Below are 21,850 nucleotides of genomic sequence, written 5' to 3' on the forward strand. Positions count from 1 at the left end.
CCAAGCCTAGGTGTCGGTAAATGAACAACAAGTCAACGCAGTTCAGTGCTGTGTAAAGCAGCCGGACCGCGAGACAAGGAGTTCTCACCATGAAGCTGACGAAAATAGCAGCCAGCGCGGCAATGGCCGGCGCGTTGGGGTCCGCTGTGCTCGGGGTTGGTGCCGGTTTGGCGCAGGCCGACCCGCATGGCCCGAACCCGCCGGGGCCGGGTTGTGTCGGCGGTCCGGGCGTCAACTGCAACGGACCGGGTACTCCGCTTCCGCCGGGGCAGCAGGGATTCCCGCCGCCGGGGCACTACAACGATCCGGTCGGCTACGGATACCCGCCCACCTGGATGCCCCCGGGCAATCCGATGGCATACCCGGTGGTGTTTAACCCGGGCGTGAACGCGTGGGGTGTCTTCCTGCCCGGTGGTCAATTCGTCGCATACGCGACCTAAAGGGCACAACGAGACAGCCGCCTCCAAACAGGGGCGGCTGTCTTCGTCGCAGCCTTCGCCGAGCCTGTAAATCCGCAGGAGAAGCCGAGTTGAGGCCTGCAAAATTACAGGCTCGGCGAATTGTCGGTTGCCACCGTTAAGGTCGGCCCATGGCGTACGACGAAGACCTGGCCAACCGGATCCGCGAACTGCTGGGCGCCGAGGGGGGCGTCGAGGAAAAGCGAATGTTCGGTGGCCTGGCTTTCCTGATCAACGGCAACATGTCGGTGGCCGCCAGCGGCCAGGGCGGGTTGCTGGTACGGGTACCGCCGGAGGACACCGACGAGCTGCTGGAGCGTCCGCACGTCGGCCCGATGGTGATGGCGGGCCGGGAAGCCCGCGGCTGGTTACGCGTCGACCTCGACGGCGTAAAAACCAAACGGCAGCTGCAGAGTTGGGTCACCCGGGGCACCGGCTACGCCCGCAGCCTGCGCCCAAAGTAACGGCCGCGGTTTGCTCGGAGACGGTGCGGGTAAGCGGAGCCGTATGGACCAGCGCGAAGAACTGGTGCGACGACTGCTCGAGGTCGCCGGCACGACGTACGCGGCCGAGGCCGGTGTCAAGATCAATGACAAGCCGATGCCGCTGTTCCAGTTGCTGGTGCTGTGCATGCTCGCCAGCAAGCCGATCGATGCCGCCATCGCCATGGGCGCCGCCCGTGAATTGTTCAAGGCGGGCCTGCGCTCGCCCAAGGCCGTGCTGGCATCGGATCGGCGCACCATGATCAGCGCATTTGGCCGCGCCCACTACGTGCGGTACGACGAAAGTTCGGCCACCCGGCTCACGGACATGGCCGAGCGGGTCCGCGACGACTACTCCGGCGACCTGCGCGAAATCGCCAAACGCAGCCGGCACGACGTCGCCGCGGCGAAACGGATGCTGAAGCGATTCAAGGGAATCGGTGACACAGGCGCCGACATCTACCTGCGCGAGGTGCAAGACGTCTGGCCCTGGGCGCGCCCCCAACTTCGACGACCGCGCCACCGCGGCGGCCAAGCAACTGGGTCTGCCCGCTCAGCCGGCCAAGCTGGGAGCCCTTGCTCCGCGGGCCAACGCGCGGCTGGCGGCCGCGCTCGTCAGGGCATCATTGGACGACGACGTGCGCCGGCAGGTGTCCGGTTGATCCGGCATTGACCATACGGATCGGCACCTCCGGATGGTCCTACAACCACTGGGCGGATGTGCTGTACCCGACCGGTTTGCCCTCGGCGCGCCGGTTGTCCCGCTACGTCGAGGCCTTCGACACCGTCGAGCTGAACGCGAGTTTCTACCGCTGGCCCAAGGATTCGACGTTCGCCGGTTGGCGCGATCAGCTGCCCGACGGGTTCAGGATGTCGGTCAAGGCGCATCGGGGGCTGACGCACTACCGCCGGCTATCCTCGCCCGAACCATGGATCGAGCGGTTCGAGCGCTGCTGGCAGCTGCTGGGAGATCGCCACGGGGTGCTGCTGGTCCAACTGCACCCCGAGCAACGGCGTGACGACGCGCGCCTGGATGCCTTCCTGGGCAGCGTGCCGGAGTCCATCCGCGTGGCCGTCGAGCTGCGGCACCCGTCCTGGAACGCCCCGGCCGTGTACGAGTTGCTGGAGCGCCGCCGCGCCGCGTACGTGGTGATGAGCGGCGCCGGACTGGCGTGCGTGCCACGCGCCACCACCGATCTGGTGTATGTCCGGATGCACGGCCCGGACCAGGATGCGATCTATGCCGGCTGCTACTCGGACGACGAGCTGCGGCGCTGGGCCGACCGGATCACCGAGTGGGACGGCGACGGCAGGGACGTGTGGATGTATTTCAACAACGATCTGGGCGGCCACGCCGTGCGCAATGCGCTGACATTGCGAGAACTTCTGGAGTGAGCCGCCCCGGGTAGGCTGGAAATTCGGAGGCAGGACGGAGCGGGATCATGGCCAGCTCGACCACATTCGTAATCATCGGCGGCGGACTTGCCGGAGCGAAATCCGTAGAAGCCTTGCGCGGCAGCGGGTTTGACGGCCATGTCATCTTATTCGGCGAAGAGAAGCTGCTGCCCTACGAGCGGCCCCCGCTTTCCAAGGAGTATCTCGCCGGGAAGAAGTCGCTCGCCGACTTCACTGTGCAGAACTCCGACTGGTATCGGGATAACCACGTCGACCTGAGGCTGGACGCGCGGGTGTCGTCCTTGGACGCCGCCCGACACACGGTCGGGCTTCCCGACGGCAGCACCGTGGCCTACAACAAGCTCATGCTGGCGACGGGGTCGGCCTCGCGGCGCCCGCCGATCCCCGGAGCTGACGCCGACCGAGTCCACTACCTGCGGACATATGGCGACGCCGTGGCACTGAATTCCGTTCTTACCGAAGGATCTTCGCTGGCAGTCGTGGGTGCGGGATGGATCGGCCTGGAGGTGGCAGCGGGGGCCCGCCAGCGCGGTGTCGATGTGACCGTGGTCGAGACGGCCAGACAACCGCTGCTGGCCGCGTTGGGAGAAACCGTCGGCGAGGTGTTTGCCGACCTGCATCGTCATCACGGGGTGGACTTACGGCTCGAGGCGCACGTGGAGGAGATTGCAACGGCAGCAGGCCGGGCCACCGGACTGAAGTTGCGTGATGGATCGACGGTTACCGCGGATGCGGTGCTGGTGGCCGTCGGCGCCAAGCCGAACGTCGAACTGGCCGAACAGGCCGGGTTGTCCATGGGTGACGGCGGGATACTTGTCGATGCGTCGTTGTGCACCTCCGATCCCGACATCTATGCGGTCGGCGACATCGCCGCCGCCGAACACCCGCTGTTCAGTACCCGGATCCGCACCGAGCACTGGGCCAATGCCCTCAAACAACCCGCGGTCGCGGCGGCCGGAATGCTGGGCAATCCAGGCGAATACGCCGAGCTGCCCTATTTCTTCACCGACCAATACGACCTCGGAATGGAATACGTCGGACACGCGCCCAGCTTTGAGCGGGTGGCATTCCGCGGCGATGTGGCAGGCCGTGAGTTCGTCGCGTTCTGGCTGGATGACGAAAACCGGGTACTGGCCGGGATGAACGTCAATGTCTGGGATGTGCTCGACGACGTCAAAGCCCTGATTCGTTCGAAGACTCCGGTGGACATCGACAAGCTGACAGATCCGCAGTCGCCGCTTACCGAGCTCTAGTCGGCCGCGGACTGATCGGGTGGAGTCCAGCTCCCGTCGATGACCTCGGGCGGGCGTTGTACCTGCAGGCGTTCCCGTTCGGCGCGGCGGCGTTTGATCCGCAGCCGAGCGTCGGCCGGCATGGTGACCAGTTCGTCACAGGTCAGGTAGTAGACATCGTCAACCACGTCGATCAGGTCCGCCGTGACTCGTCGAGATCCCAACTTGCGCAACGTCATCCGCAGCTCATGGGTGAACCGGATGGTGGTGTCGTGAGCCAGCTCGCGCGACCCGCGGGCTTTCTCGGCCACTCGCCGGGCGAGCGTGGGTGGCCGCGTCGGCCCGGCGGGCGCGGCGCCGGCGACCACCGTGGGTACCGCCACCTCAGCGGCCGCCACGAGCAACATCGCCGGATCGTCGCCGAACACCGGGCTGGCCAGCTCGGCCTCACCCGGTCCGCGGTGCCCGATCCTGGCGACCGAGGCGTCGAGAGCGCCGGCGGTGTCGGGAGACAATGCACGAATGCTGCCGATGTTGCCTTCGGCGGCCAACGCCCACAACGGCGGGTCACCGCGCAACGCCGCCGCGAGCTCGGCGGTCTCGGCCGCGATGCGGGTGCTTTCCATGATCATGCCCAGCCCCGACACCCTGGACGCGGCACGCGTGTGTTCCAGGGCCGCCGCGGTGACGCCGGAATCGATCAGCCACAACGCCGTGAGGATCCAGCCCTGGTGGATGCGATCCCGCAACAGCGGCACGCGGACTTCGAGGGCGGCATCCGGCAGCGCCTCCAGCTGTGCGGCGTCGGAGCGTTCGGCCTCGGCGGCCGCGCGGTAGGCCAGCGTGTCGCGCCTGAGATGGCGCATGAGTGTTAGCGAGCGCGCGGTGACGACAGCTTTGGCGATCGACCCGAGCGCCCCCTCGGCCAGCTTCGGCTCACCGAACGGCAGGACGTCCCCCACATGCGGTTGGTCGACCAGGGCGTGCCGGGCGACGGCGTGCTGGTCCCATCCGGGCAGTTGGGTGGCGGCGACGACGTTGGCGGACACCCCGACGTAGGCGCGATGGCCGAAGACCGCGATCGCCCGGCTGCTCCACTCGTCGTCGACCACGCCGCCGAGCGCGAGCACCTGACCCATCACCCGGCTGGCCGCGCGCAGCCCTCCCAGCTGGACGTCGAGCGTCATCGGGGTCAACGGGCCGGGCAGCGCCTCGGCGAGCCGGGCCGCACTGAAGACGGGGAACCGGGGATCGATCCGATCGTCGAACTCCCCCTCCATCCCGTCGGGGGCCGCGCTGTGCAATTCGTCAGACGGCCGGGAGCGTGGGAGGACCTCCACCGGGAGTGCGAGCTGGCCGCCGCGGCTGAGCGCGCCCGCCGGAAGGAGCCGGCGCCCGGCGAGCCCACGCGCGGTGTCGGCGACCGCTTCGAGCGCCTGCCAGCCGAATTCAAAGCCCCAATCCTCTTGCACCGCAGTGATATCCATTTTCGGAATCAATGTCGACCAGCTGCGAACCCGATGCAGTCGCGAGCGCGGGTCAACGGATCGCAGCACCCGCCACGCGGTGACCACGTTGGTGGTGTCGGGGGTGGCGACGTCCACCACGCCGGTGCGGTCGCTGTTCAGCGAGAACACCAGGAAGCGGACCAGGTCGTCGATGTGCAGGACGCGCATCGGCTGGGTCGAAACCCTGCTGCGCAGCAGCGTGGCCACCGTGCGGCACACCATCCAATCGAGCTGGCGGCCGACCGGCGGCGCGATCCGGACGACCAGGCTGGGTGCCCAGCTCGTGGACACCAGCTCCTCGGCGGGTCGATACAGCTCGGGCCGGCCTGCGGCCTGGGACACGAACAGCAGCCGCGCACCGGCGCGGGCGGCCGCGTGGGTGACATGGACGACTCCGCCGATGTCTGCGCTGCCGGGCGCGCTGGTGTCGATCGGGCCCAGGTGGATCACCGCGTCGGCTTCATCGGCCAGGTCTTGCAGGACGGGGTCGCTCGGCGGCGCGCAAACGAATTCGACGCCGGGATCCAGGCAGGGGTGGGGGTGCTCAGCAATCCCGCTGACCGTGTGTCCGGCAGCGATCAGCTGCCGTGCGACCAGCCGCCCTATTGCGCCGGTGGCGTCGGTAACCAGGATGCGCACCTGGGCTCACCTCCCCCAACGTCCAACACGACAATAGGCAGGTCGGCGTCACCTACGCGACCGTTACCCCTTCTGGGACCCGCTGGCCTGTGGCGATGTATTCGGGCGGTTACCGCAGCGCCGCTCCGCCGTCCGGGGTGACGGCAACCTTGGCGCCACCAATATCTTCACGCACGGTCGCTTCGGCGGAACCGGGATCGGCGATGACGGCCAGGGTGCGGGCCCCGTCGGGCGTGCGCACCGCCACGAACGCCTTCTCGGGTTGTCCCTCGCGGTTGAACGGCGCCGTCCACGCTTCGACTGTCCCGACGCCGTCCCACTCGACCAGGCCCTCGCGGGTGGGCTGGCGGTCCACCGCCGGCTGCGCATCTTCCCAACGGAATTCGGCCGGCGGCTCGGTGCCGTAGACGCCGAAGCTGTGTTTGGTCAGGTACCCGCCGTTGGCGGTGACGAGGGCGCGACGCCCGGGGTTGGTCACCAGCAGTTCGGCCATGGTAGCGATGGAATGCATGACGTAGTTGCTCCACGGGCCACCCGCGAAGGTCAGCCCGCCGGTGACGGTGAGCGGGCGGGCCGGGTCGTCGACGCTCAGTCCGAGTTCGGCGGCCGCGACCTGAACGGCGGAGGGGAAACAGGAGTACAGGTCGACGTAATCGACGTCGTCGATGCCCAGGCCGGCCAGCTGCAGCGCCCGCGCGCCGCCGATCCGGATGGCCGCCGAGCGGTGCAGCTCGTCGCGCTCGGCGATGGACGGGGTGTCGTGCGCGTCGGTGCCCGCGTGCGGGTAGACCCACCGGTCGGCGGGGACTTGCAGCCGCTTCGCCTGCTCGACCGACGTCAGGACCAGCGCGGCGCCCTGGTCGACCATGTTGTTGGAGTTCATCAACTTGGTGTAGGGCCAGCTGATCATCCGGTTCTGCGGTCCGGGCCGCCGGATTTCCTCGGCGGTCACCGGTTTGCGGATCCACGCGTGCGGGTTGTCGACCGCGACGGCGTTAAACCGTGCCCACAGCTCGCCGATGCGCTTGAGGTGGTCCTCGACCGACTCGCCGTTCGCGACGCGAAGCGCCTGCTCGAACAGCGGGTAGACGTAGGCCGGTAGGTTCAGTCCGACCCTGAGCTCGGCGTCGCCGGCCATCGGGACGTCGTCACCGGCGACCTCGGCCGTCGGTACGGATTCGTCCTGAACCGTCCACTCGAGTTTGCTTCCCTTGGCCTTCAGTCCCCGCCGGGTGCGCCAGGTTTCGGCGCCCGCGAGCAGCACGACACCGGCCCGGCCCCGCTGAATGTCCAGGCAGGCCTGGTTGACCAGCGACTGCGGGACGTTGCCGCCGACGGGGCTGTAACGGGTGGTGAACCCCGCGGCGCCGAGCCGCTCGCCCAGCAACAACGCCGGATCGCGGTAGTGCGCCGACAACACGTTCACCACGCGGATGGAGTCCACGGCCTCGAACACCCGGGCGTCCGCGGCCTGCCGGGCCGCGGCGGCCATCAGGTCCACCGGTTCGACCGACCGCGTGGCCGGGTCGATCTCGTCGCGGTGGTTGACCTGGCCGTAGCCGATCAACACCGGTGTCCTGGGGTCGACGGTCATACGACGAATTTAGCGTGACTATGAATCGGGCCGGCCCGCAGCCCGGGAACGCCAGGCGGGCTGGTCCTGGCCCGCACTCGCGAACAGCACGCGATCGCGGATCAGCCGCTCGGTCTCTTCGGCGCCCATCCCGAGCAGATCGCGGCAGATCTCGCGAGTGTCCTGGCCCGGCAGGGGCGCCGGGCGGTGTGGGGCCGGCGGGATGTGCTGAAAGGGTGCGGGGCCCGTCTCCGCAGGCAGCGGGCGCTCGATCAGCGGATGCGCCATGTCGCTGAACAGTTTTCGTTCGATCAGCTGGGGGTCTTCCAGTATGTCCGGCGGGCGGTTCATCGGCCCGGCCGCGACCCCGGCCGCCTGCAGCAGTTCGGCATTGCGCAACGGGGTGCGCGACCGCGTCCAGGTCGACACCAGCTCCACCAACTCGCGCCGGTTGGCCAGGCGCGACTCGCCGGTCGCGAACCGCGGGTCGTCGACCCATTGTGGATGGTCGAGAAGGCCTGCGAGGCACCGCCATTCGTCGTCCGAACCGATCGAGATGGCGCACCATTCGTCGTCGCCCGCGCACGGGTAGACCGCGTGCACACTGGTGTCGTCGCGGATCGGGCCGATCCCCGCGGCCGGTGCGGCCTCGGCGACGTACAGCGTGTCGAGCTGATTGACCACGACCTCGGCCTGCGAGATGTGGACGTGGGCCCCGCTGCCGGTGCGATCGCGATGGATTAGCGCGGCCAGCGCCGCGATGGCGGTGACCCGCCCGACCACGTGATCGGGGAAGATCGTCGTCGCATCGTAAAAGGCGTGCCGCCCTGTGCCGGGCTGGTCGTCCGCATCCTCGGACGTCCACAGCCGGGTGACGCCGGTGGCGGCGCGGACCAACGGACCGTAGCCGAGCCGGGTCCGCCAGGGACCGCTGTTGCCGTAAGCGCTGCTGCCCGCGAGCACGATCCGCGGGTTGACGGCGCGCAGCGCGTCGTAGTTAAAGCCAAGGGCGGTAAGGGTTCCCGGCTTGAAGTTGGCGAACACGGCGTCGGCCTCGGCGACCAGCCGGCCGAAGACGTCCTTGCCCTCGGCGCTGCGCAGATCCAGGCCCAAGCCGAGCTGATTGCGGTGGGTCCAGGCGAACGACTCGCTCATGGCGTCGCCGGCGCGGGCCTGCCGCAGTCCGTCGGGGTAGTCGGCGCTTTCCACCTTGATGACCTCGGCGCCCAAGTCGCTGAACAGCCGGCTCAGCTCGCCGCCGGCGACGATGATGCCCAGGTCGAGAATCCGCAGCCCGGTAAGCGGATACTCGCCGACCCTGCCCGACGGCGCCCGCACCAGCACCGGATTCCCGCGCCAGCACGGTTCGTCCTGCCCCGCGGCCGGGGCCGGTGTACGGAAACCCGACCGCTGCCCGTCGACGACGAAATATCCGGTGGGCACGCGGGTGCGCACGCCGGGCAGCAGCTCGGCGTCGGTGATCGCGCCCACCTCTTGGAAATGTTCCGAGCCCAGGACCCAGGACGGCGGAAGCACCGCGGCGATCGGCACCCCGTGCGCCTGCCCGGCGGCCACCAGATCCCTCATCGTCTGGTCGGCGAACAAGGCCTGAGCCAGAACGCTGATCTCGGGCCAGGCCGCCATCCGGGCGCCGATCGCGTCGTATTCGGGGTCCTGAAAGTCTTCGGGCTCCCCCAGCCAGCGCCGCAATCCCCGCCACTGCCGCGGCGCCATCACGCACAACCGGACATACCCGTCCTTGCATGGGCAGATCGGATAGGCGTCCTGGTTCTTCGGGCGTCCGCGCCACCGCCCGCTGTGGCGGACGCCGGCCGCGACCTGCCCGTGCGCGCCGAATGCCGGGTCGAGCGCCATGACGACGGCGTCGAACCGCGAGAAGTCGACGTAATCGCCTGTGCCGCAGCGCAATCGGTTGTAGTAGGCGACGAGCGCGGCCCACGCCGCCTGCACTGCGGCGGTTGCCGAAGCGATGCCGTCCGGCGGCAACACGGGGGTTCCGGTGGTGGGACCCGATCGCGACAACGCGCCACACATCGCGAACAACACCGGATCGGTGGCACGCCATGAGGACCGCGGACCCGTCTCACCGAAGTCAGTGATCGACAGCACCACCAGGTGCGGGTAGCGGGCGGCCAAATCCGCACCCGGCGCCCCGAACGCGGCGGCCAGCCCGTCCAGGCCGCTGTCCACGACAATGTCGGCCTCCGCGGCGAGGTCGAGGAACCGGTAGCAATCGTCCTCTTCGAGCGGGTCCAGCATGGCGCTGCGTTTGTTGGCGTTGTGCACGGCGAACGGGATGCTCGCGCCGGCCAGCGCCGGCAACTCCTCGCGTCCAAGGTTTCCGCCCGGAGGTTCCACCTTGAGCACGTCGGCGCCCAGGTCGGCGAACAGGCGCGTCACGGCGTCGGCGCTGCCACTCGACAAGTCGAGAACGCGCACGGCGTCGAGCAACCCGTCTGACATCCGCCCACCGTACCTGCCTGGTCAGCGGCCGGCCGCGAGCACTTGCACGGCGGCCAAATGTGCAGCCGCCCAAGCCGGTTGGTGCGGAAATTCGGACCGGCTACGCTCGGTAGTTCTCATCAATGATCCGGGATGGAGGCGCCCCACCCAATGACCGCGCACTTGAGCTATGTCGAGGCCGTGGTAGTCGGCGCGTTCCAGGGTGTCACCGAGCTGTTCCCGGTCTCCAGCCTCGGGCACTCCGTATTGGTGCCGGCGCTGGTCGGTGGGCAATGGGCCCGGGACCTCAACGTCTCCACCCCCGAATCGCCCTACCTCGCGTTCATCGTCGGCCTCCACGTCGCCACCGCCGCCGCCCTGCTGGTGTTCTTTTGGCGGGACTGGTTACGCATCGTCGCCGGCTTCGTCTCATCGCTGCGGTACCGACGAATCCAGACGCCCGACGAGCGGCTTGCCTGGCTGATCGTGGTCGCCACCATCCCGGTCGGCCTGGCCGGGGTGGCCCTCGAACACCTCTTCCGCGCCACGCTGGGCAAACCCATTCCGGCGGCGGCATTCCTGGTGCTCAACGGAATTGCGCTGTATGCCGGCGAGGTGCTGCGTCGCCGCGTCTCACCGGCGGGCGACGACGAGCAGGCGGACCACAGCGGCGAGGCCGTCGACAACCGGCTGGCCCAACTGCCGATGCGCCGGGGGCTGGTGATCGGGTCCTCCCAGATCCTGGCGCTGCTGCCCGGCATCAGCCGCTCCGGCATCGCCATGGTGGCCGGCCTGTGGCGCGGCCTCTCGCACGAAGACGCCGCCCGCTTCTCGTTCTTGCTGGCCACGCCGATCATCCTGGCGGCCGGGGTCTACAAGGTTCCGGACCTGTTCGGGCAGCTCGGGGCCGGGATCGGAGGCCAAGTCCTGGCCGGCAGCGTCGCCTCCTTCGTCTGCGCCTACCTGGCCGTGCGGTTCCTGACGCGGTACTTCCAGACCCGCACCCTGACACCGTTCGCCGTCTACTGCGCCCTGGCGGGCGGCTTCAGCCTGGTGTGGCTCAGCGTGCACTAGACGGGCGCGCACCGGTAGCGCACTTGTTTCACCGCTGATTTGCCGAAAGTCACTGTGCGGCAGGCTCCGTCGAGTTTCCACCCGTCGCGTTCGTAAAACCGCCGGGCGAGGACGTTCCCGTCCAGCAGCCAAAGCAAGGCTCCCGTCACGCCGACCAAACGCAGCCGTTCGCGCGCGGCGGTGATCAGCAGCCGCCCGACTCCCATCCGCACGTGCGCGGGATCGACGTAGATCGCTGTCAGCTCACCGAAGTTCGGGAAGTCCATCTCGCGGCACAGGCCCGTGATAACCAGGCCGCGGATCGCGATACCGTCGACCGCGATCAGCGTGGACGGCATCCGAAGCCCGACGCGGCCGAAGGTGTACCGGTCGGCGAAGACCTCGGGCGTGAGGCCGTCGAGGTATTCCTGGGCGATCAGCCCCCGGTATGCCGACTGCCACGACCGGACCTGCAGCCGGGCCACGTCGCGCGCATCCGCTTGGACGGCCGCCCGCACCTCGGTCACCGTTGCAGTATGGCGCCCTCGCCCTGCGTGCCGTCGCGCTATTTGCGCGGCACGACGCGCAGTGGTGTGCTTACCGAGTCGCAATGCTGACACCCGTCAACTTTCGGGAAGGACGACGAAAATGGCAGACACGGCATCCATCGGCCTGAAGGTGCGCGACAAGGTGGTCGTGATCACCGGCGGCGCCCGTGGAATCGGACTGGCCACCGCTACCGCGCTGCACAACCTGGGCGCCAAGGTCGCGATCGGAGACATTGACGAGGTGCGGGTGAAGGAATCGGGCGCCGCGCTCGGCCTCGAGGTCTACGGGAAACTCGACGTCACCGAAGCGCACTCGTTCTCGGAGTTCCTCGACGACGTCGAGCGCCAGCTCGGCACGATCGACGTGCTGATCAACAATGCCGGCATCATGCCCGTCGGCCGGATCATCGACGAGCCGGACGCGGTCACCCGCCGCATCCTGGACATCAACGTCTACGGCGTGATGCTGGGCAGCAAGCTGGCAGTCCAGCGCATGGTCCCGCGCGGATCCGGCCACGTCATCAACGTCGCCTCGCTTGCCGGGGAGCTCTACGCCGTCGGCCTGGCCAGCTACTGCGCCAGCAAGCACGCGGTGGTGGCGTTCACCGACTCGGCCAGGCTCGAATACCGCCCGGCCGGCGTGAAGTTCTCCGCGGTGCTGCCGACGTTCGTCAACACCGAGCTCGTCGCGGGGACCGCCGGGATGAAGGGATTCAAGAACGCCGAGCCGTCCGACATCGCCGACGCGATCGTCGGACTCGTCGCCCACCCGAAGCCCAAGGTGCGGGTCACCAGGGCGGCCGGCGCGATGGTGGCATCCCAGAAGTTCATGCCCCGACGGGTGGCCGAGTCCCTGAACCGCGCCCTCGGTGGCGAGCACGTCTTCACCGACGACGTCGACGTCGCGAAGCGCCGGGCCTACGAGGCACGCGCCCGCGGCGAAGAATAGCCCGAAGGGCGCCGTTTACTTCGGACGCGGACAATCGGCGGGGTGACCCTAGAAACCTCGACCACCGATCTCGCGGCCCTCTCGGACGACGAACTAGCCCTCATCGACAAGTATTGGCGCGCAGCCAATTACCTGTCGGTCGGCCAGATCTACCTGCTGGATAACCCGCTGCTGGCCGAACCGCTGTCGCCCGCGCACATCAAACCCCGGCTGTTGGGTCACTGGGGCACCACGCCGGGGCTCAACCTCATCTATGCGCACCTGAACCGCGTCATCCGCAACCGCGACGCCAGCGTCATCTACGTCACCGGCCCGGGCCACGGCGGCCCGGGGCTGGTCGCCAACGCCTACCTGGAGGGGACCTACAGCGAGGTCTACACCGGCATCGAGGAAGACGCCGAGGGGCTGCGAAAGTTGTTCCGGCAGTTCTCCTTTCCCGGCGGCATCCCCAGCCACGTCGCGGCCCAGACGCCGGGCTCGATCCACGAGGGCGGCGAGCTGGGCTACGCGCTGGTGCACGCCTACGGGGCGGCGTTCGACAACCCGGACCTGGTGGTGGCGTGCGTGGTCGGCGACGGCGAGGCCGAAACGGGGCCCCTGGCCGCCGGCTGGCACTCCAACAAGTTCCTGAACCCGGTCACCGACGGCGCCGTGCTGCCCATCCTGGCGCTCAATGGCTACAAGATCGCCAACCCGACCGTGCTGGCCCGCATCCCCCACCAAGAACTGGAATCGCTGCTGCGCGGGTACGGCTACCGACCCATCACGGTCGCCGGTGACGACCCGACCAACGTGCACCGGCAGCTGGCCGCCGCGCTCGACGACGCCTTCGACGACATCGCGGCCATCCAACGTGCCGCCCGCAACGGCGGCCGGACGGAGCGGCCCGTGTGGCCGATGATCGTGCTGCGCACCCCCAAGGGCTGGACCGGGCCGAAGGTGGTCGACGGCAAGAAGGTGGAGGGCACCTGGCGGTCGCATCAGGTGCCGCTGGCCGAAACCCACGACAATCCCACCCACCGCGCGCAGCTGGAGGAATGGCTGCGCAGCTACCGGCCCGAGGAATTGTTCGACGGCAACGGCGCGCTGCGCCCCGAGCTGCGGGCGCTGGCGCCCCGCGGTGATCGCCGGATGAGCGCCAACCCGCACGCCAACGGCGGGCTGCTGCTGCACGACCTCGACCTGCCCGACTTCCGTGACTACGGGGTGCCGGTAGCGCAGCCGGGCACGGAAATGCACGAGGCCACCCGGATATTGGGCACCTTCCTGCGCGACGTGATCGCGCGCAACCGCGACCGGTTCCGCCTCATGGGCCCCGACGAGACCGCCTCCAACCGGCTCGATGCCGTGTACGGATCCACCGACAAGGTGTGGCTTTCCGAGATCGGGCCCGATGACGAACACCTCGCACCCGACGGCCGCGTGATGGAGGTGCTCTCCGAGCACCTGTGCCAGGGCTGGCTGGAGGGCTACCTGCTGACCGGCCGGCACGGCCTGTTCAACTGCTACGAGGCGTTCGTCCACATCGTCGACTCGATGCTCAACCAGCACGCGAAATGGCTTGCCACCAGCCGGGAGCTGCCGTGGCGGCGGCCGATCGCGTCGCTGAACTACCTGCTGACCTCCCACGTGTGGCGCCAGGACCACAACGGCGCCTCGCATCAGGACCCCGGATTCATCGACCTGGTCGCGAACAAACGGGCCGAGCTGACGCGGGTGTACCTGCCGCCGGACGGCAACACACTGCTTTCGGTGGCGGACCACTGCCTGCGCAGCCGCAATTACGTCAACGTGATCGTCGCCGGCAAGCAGCCCGCCCTGGCCTACCTGGACATGGACCAGGCCATCGCCCATTGCGCGCGCGGCCTTGGCATCTGGCAATGGGCCGGCACGGCCACCGCCGAACCCGATGTGGTGCTGGCGTGCGCCGGGGACATCCCGACGCAGGAGATCCTGGCCGCCGCAGACATCCTGCGTCGCGAGCTGCCGCAGCTGGCCGTGCGGGTGGTCAACGTCGTCGACCTGATGCGGCTGCAGCCCGATTACGAGCACCCACATGGCTTGCCGGACAGGGAGTTTGACGCGTTGTTCACCCGCGACAAACCGGTCATCTTCGCCTACCACGGCTACCCCTGGCTGATCCACCGGCTGACCTATGCCCGCACGAACCACGCGCACGTTCACGTGCGCGGCTTCAAGGAGCGCGGCACCACGACGACGCCTTTCGACATGGTCATGCTCAACGACCTCGATCGGTTCCACCTGGTCATGGACGTCATCGACCGGGTGGACGGGCTGGCCACCCAGGCCGCCATGTTGCGTCAGCGGATGGCCGACGCCCGCCTCGCCGCCCGCGGCTACACCCGCGAGCACGGCGAGGACGACCCGGCGATCTCGGGGTGGGCCTGGGAGTGGAGCGAGCGGAACGAACCCGTGAGCTGAGCGAGCGGAACGAACGTAGTGAGTGACGGGAGCGAGGCGAACAATCGAACCCAGTGAGTGACGGGAGTGAGACGACCAATCGGGCCTGGGAGTCGAGCTGACCTGAGCGGACCCGGCTCCCGGGTAAGCTTGCCCAATGCCCGACGCAACGGTTGCCGCCGACACCCAGCCGGTGGTGTCGCAGCTCTCGGCGCCGCACCGGTTCCGCGTCCATCTCGACATCGCCGTGGTCGTCGTGGTCCTGGTGCTGACGAACCTGATCGCGCACTTCACCACGCCGTGGGCGAGCATCGCGACCGTCCCGGCAGCCGCCGTCGGGCTCGTGATCTTGATGCGCTACCGCGGGTTGGGCTGGGCCGACCTCGGTCTTGGCCGCGAACACTGCAAGCCCGGGCTGGCCTATGCGGTGGGCGCCGTGGCCGTCGTGGCGTCGGTGATCGCGCTCGGCATCCTGTTGCCGATGACCCGGCCGATGTTCATGAACAATCACTACGCCACGATCTCCGGCGCCCTGATCGCCTCGATGGTCGTCATCCCACTGCAGACCGTGATCCCCGAGGAGCTGGCGTTTCGGGGGGTGCTGCACGGCGCGCTGCACCGGGCCTGGGGTTTTCGCGGGGTGGCGCTGGGCGGGTCGCTGCTGTTCGGTCTCTGGCACGTCGCCACTTCGCTGGGGCTCACCAGCAACAACGTCGGCTTCACCCGGCTGTTCGGCGGCGGGTTCGCCGGGATGCTGGCCGGGGTGACGCTGGCGGTGCTGGCCACCGGAACGGCCGGGTTCGTCTTCAGCTGGCTGCGCCGGCGAAGCGGCAGCCTGATCGCGCCGATCGCGCTGCACTGGTCACTGAACGGACTCGGTGCCCTGGCCGCGGCGCTGGTCTGGCACCTGTCGACCTGAGCCCCGGTCAGACGAGCAGCACCGCGGCGCCGGCGATGCGACCGGCGCTCAGATCGGTCAGGGCCTCGTCGGCCCGTGCAAGCGGGTATTCCGGCGTGGTCACCTTGATGTGATGCTCGCCGGCGAAGTCGAGGAACGCCCGCGCGTCCGCCCGGGTGTTCGACGTGACCGAGCGGACCTGGCGTTCCTGAAACAGGTGACGCTGGTAGTTCAGGGACGGGATATCGGACAGGTGAATGCCCGCGATCGCCAGGGTGCCGCCGCGGTCCAGCGCCTCGAGCGCTGGCAGCACCAGCTCGCCGACGGGCGCGAAGAGGATCGCGGCATCCAGCGGCACCGGCGGCGGATCGGCCGCACCCTGGGCCGATGCGGCGCCGAGTTCCAGCGCCAGCTTGCGCGCATCGGCGCCCCGGGTCATCACGTGCACCTCGGCGCCCTGCGCCAACGCGACCTGCGCGGTGATGTGGGCGCTGCCGCCGAATCCGTAGAGACCCAGGCGTCCGCCCGGGGGCAGCTCGGCGCGCAGCAGGGAGCGGTATCCGATGATGCCGGCGCACAACAACGGGGCCAGCTCGCTGTCGCTGTAACCGCCCGGTAGGTGGTGCGCGAAAGCGGCTGGGACGGTGGTGAATTCGGCGTATCCCCCGTCGGCGTCCCAGCCGGTGTAGCGGGACTGCGGACACAGGTTCTCGTTGCCGCGGCGGCAGTATCTGCATACGCCACAGGTGTGGCGCAGCCAGGCGATGCCCACCCGGTCCCCCGGCTTGAACTCGTCACCGGCCTCGCCCCCAACTTCGACGACCTCCCCGACGACCTCGTGGCCGGGCGTTACCCCGGCGCGGTGCACCGGCAGGTCGCCCTCGGTGACGTGCAGGTCGGTGCGGCACACCCCGCACGCTCGCACGGCAACCAGCAGCTCCGACGGTTCGGGCCGCGGCACCTCAGCGGTGACTTGCTCGAGTGGGCCGGTCTCGATTGGTCCCGGCCGGCGCACCCGCCACGCGCGCATCGTCGTGGTCGTCACCGCTGAGGCCATCACCCCATCATGCCGCTAGCGGCCCGACTTTCGCCGGGCTGCAACGGGTTAACTGCGGTTAGGTCCTTCGGCGCACCATGCCGACGACCCAGAGCAGGATCAGGGCGCCGAGCAGCGCGGTGAAGAAGGTGAAGATGATCCCGCCGCCGGCGGTGTCCACGAAGAAGCTCAGGATGAAGCCGCCGATCAATGCGCCGACGATGCCGATCACGATGTCCATCACGATGCCGGCCCCGCTGCCCCTGATGATCCTGCTGGCGAGCGCCCCGGCCAGACCGCCGATGATGATGTAGCCGATCCAGCCGACGCTGGTCAGTGTCGTGCTGCGGGCAAGGTATTCGGTTGCTGCGATGACGTCCACGCGGGTCTCCTTGCAATCGATATCAAAAGCCAGCTCGCTGCTGAACCGTGATTTCGGTATACCCGCATTGCGTAAAGATACGTGTGTCTAATTGGCCGTGATGTCGGCGGAGTTTAGGCCGGCAGGGTGCGCTGCGGCGTCGCCGCCGGGTTCCGAGTGAGTTCCCCCGCGGGCGCCTGGCCCGGCGCCGGGGCGGGCGCCGGTGCGCCGGGGGCGGGTCCGGGGGCACCAGGAGCCGGTGCCGGTGCCGCCGGCGGGGCCCAGAGCTGGATCGACTGCGCCAGCGCCGTGGCCGCGTTCGTGTCCACCGGGTCGTTCGAGGTCCCCAGCCAGACCACGAACCAGCGCTGCGGCGGCCCATTGCCGGCCGAGGGCGAGCCGACTACGCCGGTCCAGATCTGGCCGTTCGGCTTGGACGGGTCGCTGAATTTCACCTCGTAGTACGACGCGCTTCCGGTGATCCCATTGGCGGCGGTCAGCGGGGCGGTTGCCTGGTTGACCCGGGTGCCGGGATACGGCATGAAGAACTCACCCATGTCCGAGCCCAGCCGGACGGCGGCCTTGGCGTCGGTGGATTCGGCACTGGCGTAGAGCTTTTGGTCCAGCCGGCCCATCACGATGCGAGTGTCGTTGGCAACCGGCGGCGCCTGCCCCGGCATCGGGGGCTGGCCGGTGGTCTTGCTGAGCAACTCCGACCCGTAGTCGAGGTGGGTCGCGTCGGACTCCACCCAGCCGGGGGGCAGGACGAAGCTGAACCCACCGGCGGCGTTGCCGATCCGGCCCGCGTTGGGGTCGACGGCCGGCGGCGGGGGCGCGTTCGGATCAACCGGAGGCGGCGGCGCCGCGTTGGGATCGCCCGGCTGGGGCGATCCCGGGGCGCCCGGAGGGGGCGCCGTCGTGGTGGTCGACGGCGCGGGCGCTGGTGCCGCCGTCGTGGTTGGCGGGACCGGGGTGGGGGTGTCGGGATCGGCGTTGGAGGTCGCCGGCAACGCGATGGCGACGGCGCTGGCACTGGTCACCGTGGCGATCGCCAGCGTCGCCCACAGCCCTTTCCGACGTGTCGAGTTCGGGTCCACCTGATCCATGGCGACGAACCTACCGCGTTACGGCTGTGACGCAAGGGTGCCTTGCGGCGGGTTTTCCGATGTTGCCGATGTGCAACCTTGCAGGCGTCGACGCAGGTCATTGCGGCGCCGGATACAGCGTCACCTCGTGGGCCTTGACGGAGAACCAGACGCGCTCGCCGGGCGTCAGCCGCAGCTCGGTGGCGGCGTCGACGGTGATTTCCGCGGCCAGCCCCGGGGCGCCGTCCGACTGCTCCCGGCCGCGCACCAGGACCGCGGGCCCGTGGACATCCAGCTCGGCCACCGTCACCTCGACCGTATTGCGTGGGCTGCCGTGCGGCCGATCCCGGTACACGGCCACCGCCGTGGGTGGGAACACCGCGACCGCGTTGACAACCCGACTGTCCAGCTCCTGGGCGGGGGTCGCGTGCCAGTGCACGCCGGAGCGGTCGTGCAGCGAGCCGTCGGGGCCGACGGTTCCGTTGACCAGGTTGATGCCCGTGATCCGGGCACCGAAGTGACTGCGCGGCGCGGTGAGAACGTCGGCCACCGGCCCGATGTCGGCGATCCTGCCCGACTCGAGCACCAGCGCTCGATCGGCCAGCGTGAACACGTCGAGCAGGTCGTGGGTGATCAGGATTACCACGCGGCCGGTCCGGGTGACCACGCCGCGCAGCGTCGCGCGGATGCCCGCGGCCGCGGCGACGTCGAGCCCGGCCAGTGGCTCGTCGAGCAGCAACACATCGGGTTCGGCCGCCAACGCGCGGGCGATCGCGACCCGCTGGGCTTGACCCCCGGAGAGCTGCCGCGGTTTTCGGTCGGCGAGGCGCTCGGCGTCCACCTCGCGCAGCCAGCGCAGCGCCGTCGCCTTCTCGCCGGCGCGAGCCGGGCCGAGGAGGCGCGACACGTTGCGCCGACTGTGTGGTCCGAACGCCACGTTGGCGGCGACGCTCAGGTGCGGGAACAGCAACGGTTCCTGCAGCAGCAACCCCACCCGGCGATCGTGGGTTGCGACGTGCACGCCGGCCGCGGTGTCGGTCAACACCCGATCCCCCAGCCGCACGACGCCCTCGTCGGGGCGAAGCAGGCCGGCGATGACGTGCAGGGCGGTCGACTTGCCGGCGCCGTTGGGTCCGAGAACCGCGAGCACCTCGCCCGCGGACACCGAGAACTCCACATCCAGGTGGCGTTCGGCGACGACGGCGCGCAGCTGCAATTCGCTCATGGGCGCTACCTCGTGTCAGTCCCGGTGAGCCGGCGCGCGCCCAGGCCCAGCACCACCAAGGCCGCCACCGCCACCAGCAGGATCGACAACGCCACGGCCGCGTTCGCGTCGGTCACCCGCTGCAGGTAGATCTCCAGCGGCAGGGTTCGGGTGACCCCCTGCCTGGACCCGGCGAACGTCAGCGTCGCCCCGAACTCCCCCAGCGAGCGGGCGAACGCCAGCACGGCCCCCGACGTCATGCCCGGCAGCAACAGCGGCAGGGTCACCCGCCACCAGATCGTGCTTGGTCGCGCCCCGAGCGTCGCGGCCACCACCTCGTAGTCGGCTCCCGCGGTGCGCGCGGCCCCCTCGAGGGAAATGACCAGAAACGGCAGCGAGACGAAGGTCTGCGCCAGCACCACCGCGGTCGTGCTGAAGGCGATGCTGATGCCGGCGGCGTCGAGGTATCGCCCGATCAATCCCAGCCGGCCGAACGCGTAGAGCAAGGCGATGCCGCCCACCACCGGCGGCAGCACCAACGGCAGCAGGATCAGCGGCCGCAGCAGCCGGACCAGGCGCGCCGTGCTGCGGGCAAGCACCAGCGCCATCGGCACTCCCAGCAGCACGCACAGGGCGGTGCTGGCGGCGGCGGTCCGCAGGCTCAGCAACAGCGCCGTCTGCGACGAGGGGCTGGTGATCAGCGACCAGAAGTTCGGCCAGTCAACCTTGATCGCGATCGCTATCAGCGGCAGGACCACGAACGCGGTCCCCGCGGCGGCGGGGATGTACACCCACTGCGGCAGATCCGTTGGACGGTGCACGGGTCAGGGTTTGGCGAAGCCCGAATGGGCCAGGATGTTTTGACCGGTGTCACCGGTCACCATGGCCACGAACTTTTGCGCCAACGTTGTCTGCGCGGCGTTCTTCAACACCGCGATCGGATAGACGTTCACCGCGCCGGCGGCTTCCGGAAAGTTCACGGTCGCCACCTTGTTTCCGGCGCTGTGGGCGTCGGTGACGTAGACGAGCCCGGCGTCCGCCTGTCCGGTGGTGACCTTGTTGAGGACGTCGGTCACGTTGAGTTCCTCGCTGACCGGGTTGAGGTGCACTCCGGTGCAGTCTTCGACGCGCTGGGTCGCCGATCCGCACGGCACCGGTTTCTGGCAGATCACCACGCCCAGCCCAGGGTTCGCGAGGTCTGCGAAGGATCCGACCTTCTTCCGGTTGCCCGGCGCCGTGACGATGACCAATGTGTTCGAGGCGAAGTTCGTCGGGTTGCCGGCCAGCAGCCCCGCCTTGGCGACGGTGTCCATCTGCGCGGTGTCCGCCGACGCGAAGACGTCGGCCGTCGCGCCCTGAGTCAATTGCGTGGCCAGCTCGGACGAACCCGCGAACTCGAAATCGACACTGCTGCCTGGGTTTTCGGTCTTGAACTGCTGACCGATCTGACTGAACGCCGGCTTTAACGAGGCCGCGGCGAACACCACAACCTTCCCGGCGGGCGGGGCGGCTGTTTTCGAGCTGCACCCGGTCATGCCCATCACCAGCCCCGAAACCAGCAGTGTCGAAACCAAACCGGTCAGGATGCCGATCCGACGCATGGGTGCACCCTAGCCCGCCGCCGATGCGGTCCGCTCGGTGGCTAAATCGTCGCAAAAAAGTGACGGCCGAATAGTTATGCAAATAATCCGCGCGTCGCGGCGCCCGGAATTTCGCGGAGTAGCTACTGTCCAGTAACATCTCCCTAGATTGATGGCGTAACGCGCTGAGATCCCAGGCAGCTTCTGGGTTCGACGTTGAACACGAGGAGGTCATGGCAGTGGAGGTGCTGGTCACCGGGGGCGACACGGAGCTGGGGCGCACAGTGGCCGAGGGCTTCCGCGATGACGGTCACAAGGTGACCCTCGTGGGCGCGCGCCGCAGCGACCTCGAGATCGCCGCCAAGGAGCTCGACGTGGACGCCATTGTCTGCGACACCACCGATCCGGGCAGTGTCGCCGAGGCGCGCGGGTTGTTCCCCCATCACCTCGACACCATCGTCAACGTGCCGGCGCCGGCCTGGGACGCGGGCGACCCGCGCACCTACTCGATCGCCGACACGGCCAAAGCCTGGCGCAACGCCCTCGACGCGACCGTGCTGTCGGTGGCGCTGACCGTCCAGGCCGTCGGCGATCACCTTCGCTCCGGCGGCTCCATCATCAGCGTGGTGGCCGAGAACCCGCCGGCCGGAAGCATTGACGCCGCAATCAAGGCGACACTGTCGAACTGGACCGCGGGACAGGCGGAGGTCTTCGGCACTCGCGGGATCACCGTCAACACCGTGGCCAGCGGGCGCAGCGTGCAGGCCGGTTACGACGGCCTGTCGCGCACGCCGCCGACGGTCGCCGCGGAGGTTGCCCGCTTGGCGCTGTTCCTCACCACCCCGGCGGCTCGCCACATCACGGGCCAGACACTGCACGTCAGCCACGGCGCGCTGGCTCATTTCGCCTGAGGCTAAATCACATCCGTTTCACACCCTGGTCCT

Annotated in this window: 19 protein-coding genes and 1 pseudogene; 10 read left to right on the forward strand and 10 right to left on the reverse strand. The window is 68.9% G+C overall.

Annotation, left to right across the window (positions count from 1 at the left end; all coding sequences use genetic code 11):
• Window positions 1–89: 89 nt before the first annotated feature.
• The 5 genes and pseudogenes from JWP83_RS17510 to JWP83_RS17530 all read left to right on the forward strand — a co-directional run bounded on the left by JWP83_RS17510 (window position 90) and on the right by JWP83_RS17530 (window position 3,609).
• Entirely contained in the window at window positions 90–440 is a 351-nt protein-coding gene (locus tag JWP83_RS17510; RefSeq protein WP_297732336.1) for a hypothetical protein, read from the forward strand.
• A 149-nt stretch (window positions 441–589) separates the two neighbouring features.
• Complete coding sequence (locus tag JWP83_RS17515; RefSeq protein ID WP_297732338.1) at window positions 590–922, forward strand: TfoX/Sxy family protein; 333 nt, start codon at window positions 590–592, stop codon at window positions 920–922.
• A 43-nt stretch (window positions 923–965) separates the two neighbouring features.
• Window positions 966–1,602 (forward strand): annotated as a pseudogene (locus JWP83_RS17520) (endonuclease).
• Window positions 1,603–1,609: 7 nt separating this feature from the next.
• Window positions 1,610–2,335, forward strand: a complete 726-nt coding sequence (locus JWP83_RS17525) for a DUF72 domain-containing protein (protein WP_297732340.1) — start codon at window positions 1,610–1,612, stop codon at window positions 2,333–2,335.
• A gap of 47 nt (window positions 2,336–2,382) precedes the next feature.
• Window positions 2,383–3,609, forward strand: a complete 1,227-nt coding sequence (locus JWP83_RS17530; protein ID WP_297732342.1) for an FAD-dependent oxidoreductase — start codon at window positions 2,383–2,385, stop codon at window positions 3,607–3,609.
• Here JWP83_RS17530 and JWP83_RS17535 read toward each other — a convergent pair.
• The 3 genes from JWP83_RS17535 to JWP83_RS17545 form a co-directional block, all read right to left on the reverse strand.
• Window positions 3,606–5,735 (reverse strand): NAD-dependent epimerase/dehydratase family protein, encoded by a 2,130-nt coding sequence (locus JWP83_RS17535; RefSeq protein ID WP_297732344.1) that lies wholly within the window; start codon window positions 5,733–5,735, stop codon window positions 3,606–3,608. The genes JWP83_RS17530 and JWP83_RS17535 overlap by 4 nt on opposite strands.
• A gap of 109 nt (window positions 5,736–5,844) precedes the next feature.
• Window positions 5,845–7,329 carry an acetyl-CoA acetyltransferase gene (locus JWP83_RS17540; RefSeq protein WP_297732346.1) on the reverse strand — a complete coding sequence of 495 codons (1,485 nt, stop codon included), beginning with the start codon at window positions 7,327–7,329 and terminating at the stop codon, window positions 5,845–5,847.
• 18 nt (window positions 7,330–7,347) lie between these two features.
• On the reverse strand, window positions 7,348–9,792 hold the full coding sequence (locus JWP83_RS17545; protein ID WP_297732348.1) for a CoA transferase: 2,445 nt from the start codon (window positions 9,790–9,792) through the stop codon (window positions 7,348–7,350).
• A 150-nt stretch (window positions 9,793–9,942) separates the two neighbouring features.
• On the opposite strand from JWP83_RS17545, the gene JWP83_RS17550 reads away from it, so the two are divergent.
• Window positions 9,943–10,845 (forward strand): undecaprenyl-diphosphate phosphatase, encoded by a 903-nt coding sequence (locus tag JWP83_RS17550; RefSeq protein WP_297732350.1) that lies wholly within the window; start codon window positions 9,943–9,945, stop codon window positions 10,843–10,845.
• On the opposite strand, the gene JWP83_RS17555 is transcribed toward JWP83_RS17550, so the two are convergent.
• Window positions 10,842–11,351, reverse strand: coding sequence for a GNAT family N-acetyltransferase (locus JWP83_RS17555; protein ID WP_297732353.1), 510 nt, complete (start codon window positions 11,349–11,351; stop codon window positions 10,842–10,844). The two genes, JWP83_RS17550 and JWP83_RS17555, sit on opposite strands and share 4 nt — an antisense overlap.
• A gap of 121 nt (window positions 11,352–11,472) precedes the next feature.
• On the opposite strand from JWP83_RS17555, the gene JWP83_RS17560 reads away from it, so the two are divergent.
• The 3 genes from JWP83_RS17560 to JWP83_RS17570 all read left to right on the forward strand — a co-directional run bounded on the left by JWP83_RS17560 (window position 11,473) and on the right by JWP83_RS17570 (window position 15,661).
• A complete protein-coding gene (locus JWP83_RS17560; RefSeq protein ID WP_297732355.1) occupies window positions 11,473–12,321 on the forward strand; it encodes an SDR family oxidoreductase in 849 nt (282 codons plus the stop codon).
• A gap of 42 nt (window positions 12,322–12,363) precedes the next feature.
• Window positions 12,364–14,763: a phosphoketolase gene (locus JWP83_RS17565; RefSeq protein ID WP_297732357.1), complete on the forward strand. Its 2,400-nt coding sequence runs from the start codon at window positions 12,364–12,366 to the stop codon at window positions 14,761–14,763.
• Between the two features lie 136 nt (window positions 14,764–14,899).
• Entirely contained in the window at window positions 14,900–15,661 is a 762-nt protein-coding gene (locus tag JWP83_RS17570) for a CPBP family intramembrane glutamic endopeptidase (protein ID WP_297732359.1), read from the forward strand.
• A 7-nt stretch (window positions 15,662–15,668) separates the two neighbouring features.
• Here the strand turns inward: JWP83_RS17570 and JWP83_RS17575 are convergent, their stop codons facing one another.
• From JWP83_RS17575 to modA, 6 genes are all read right to left on the reverse strand, one after another.
• Window positions 15,669–16,697: a zinc-binding alcohol dehydrogenase family protein gene (locus JWP83_RS17575; RefSeq protein WP_297732361.1), complete on the reverse strand. Its 1,029-nt coding sequence runs from the start codon at window positions 16,695–16,697 to the stop codon at window positions 15,669–15,671.
• A 58-nt stretch (window positions 16,698–16,755) separates the two neighbouring features.
• Window positions 16,756–17,058 carry a GlsB/YeaQ/YmgE family stress response membrane protein gene (locus JWP83_RS17580; RefSeq protein WP_297732363.1) on the reverse strand — a complete coding sequence of 101 codons (303 nt, stop codon included), beginning with the start codon at window positions 17,056–17,058 and terminating at the stop codon, window positions 16,756–16,758.
• Between the two features lie 113 nt (window positions 17,059–17,171).
• Window positions 17,172–18,143, reverse strand: coding sequence for an alanine and proline-rich secreted protein Apa (locus tag JWP83_RS17585; protein WP_297732365.1), 972 nt, complete (start codon window positions 18,141–18,143; stop codon window positions 17,172–17,174).
• 97 nt (window positions 18,144–18,240) lie between these two features.
• Entirely contained in the window at window positions 18,241–19,347 is a 1,107-nt protein-coding gene (locus JWP83_RS17590; protein WP_297732367.1) for a sulfate/molybdate ABC transporter ATP-binding protein, read from the reverse strand.
• A 5-nt stretch (window positions 19,348–19,352) separates the two neighbouring features.
• Window positions 19,353–20,147: an ABC transporter permease gene (locus JWP83_RS17595; RefSeq protein ID WP_297732370.1), complete on the reverse strand. Its 795-nt coding sequence runs from the start codon at window positions 20,145–20,147 to the stop codon at window positions 19,353–19,355.
• Between the two features lie 3 nt (window positions 20,148–20,150).
• Complete coding sequence (gene modA / locus JWP83_RS17600) at window positions 20,151–20,927, reverse strand: molybdate ABC transporter substrate-binding protein (RefSeq protein WP_297732372.1); 777 nt, start codon at window positions 20,925–20,927, stop codon at window positions 20,151–20,153.
• Window positions 20,928–21,139: 212 nt separating this feature from the next.
• Here modA and JWP83_RS17605 point away from each other — a divergent pair, with 212 nt between their 5' ends.
• On the forward strand, window positions 21,140–21,817 hold the full coding sequence (locus JWP83_RS17605) for an SDR family oxidoreductase (RefSeq protein WP_297732374.1): 678 nt from the start codon (window positions 21,140–21,142) through the stop codon (window positions 21,815–21,817).
• Window positions 21,818–21,850: the final 33 nt, after the last annotated feature.

It is taken from the genome of Mycobacterium sp. (assembly GCF_025965855.1).
GTDB lineage: Bacteria > Actinomycetota > Actinomycetes > Mycobacteriales > Mycobacteriaceae > Mycobacterium.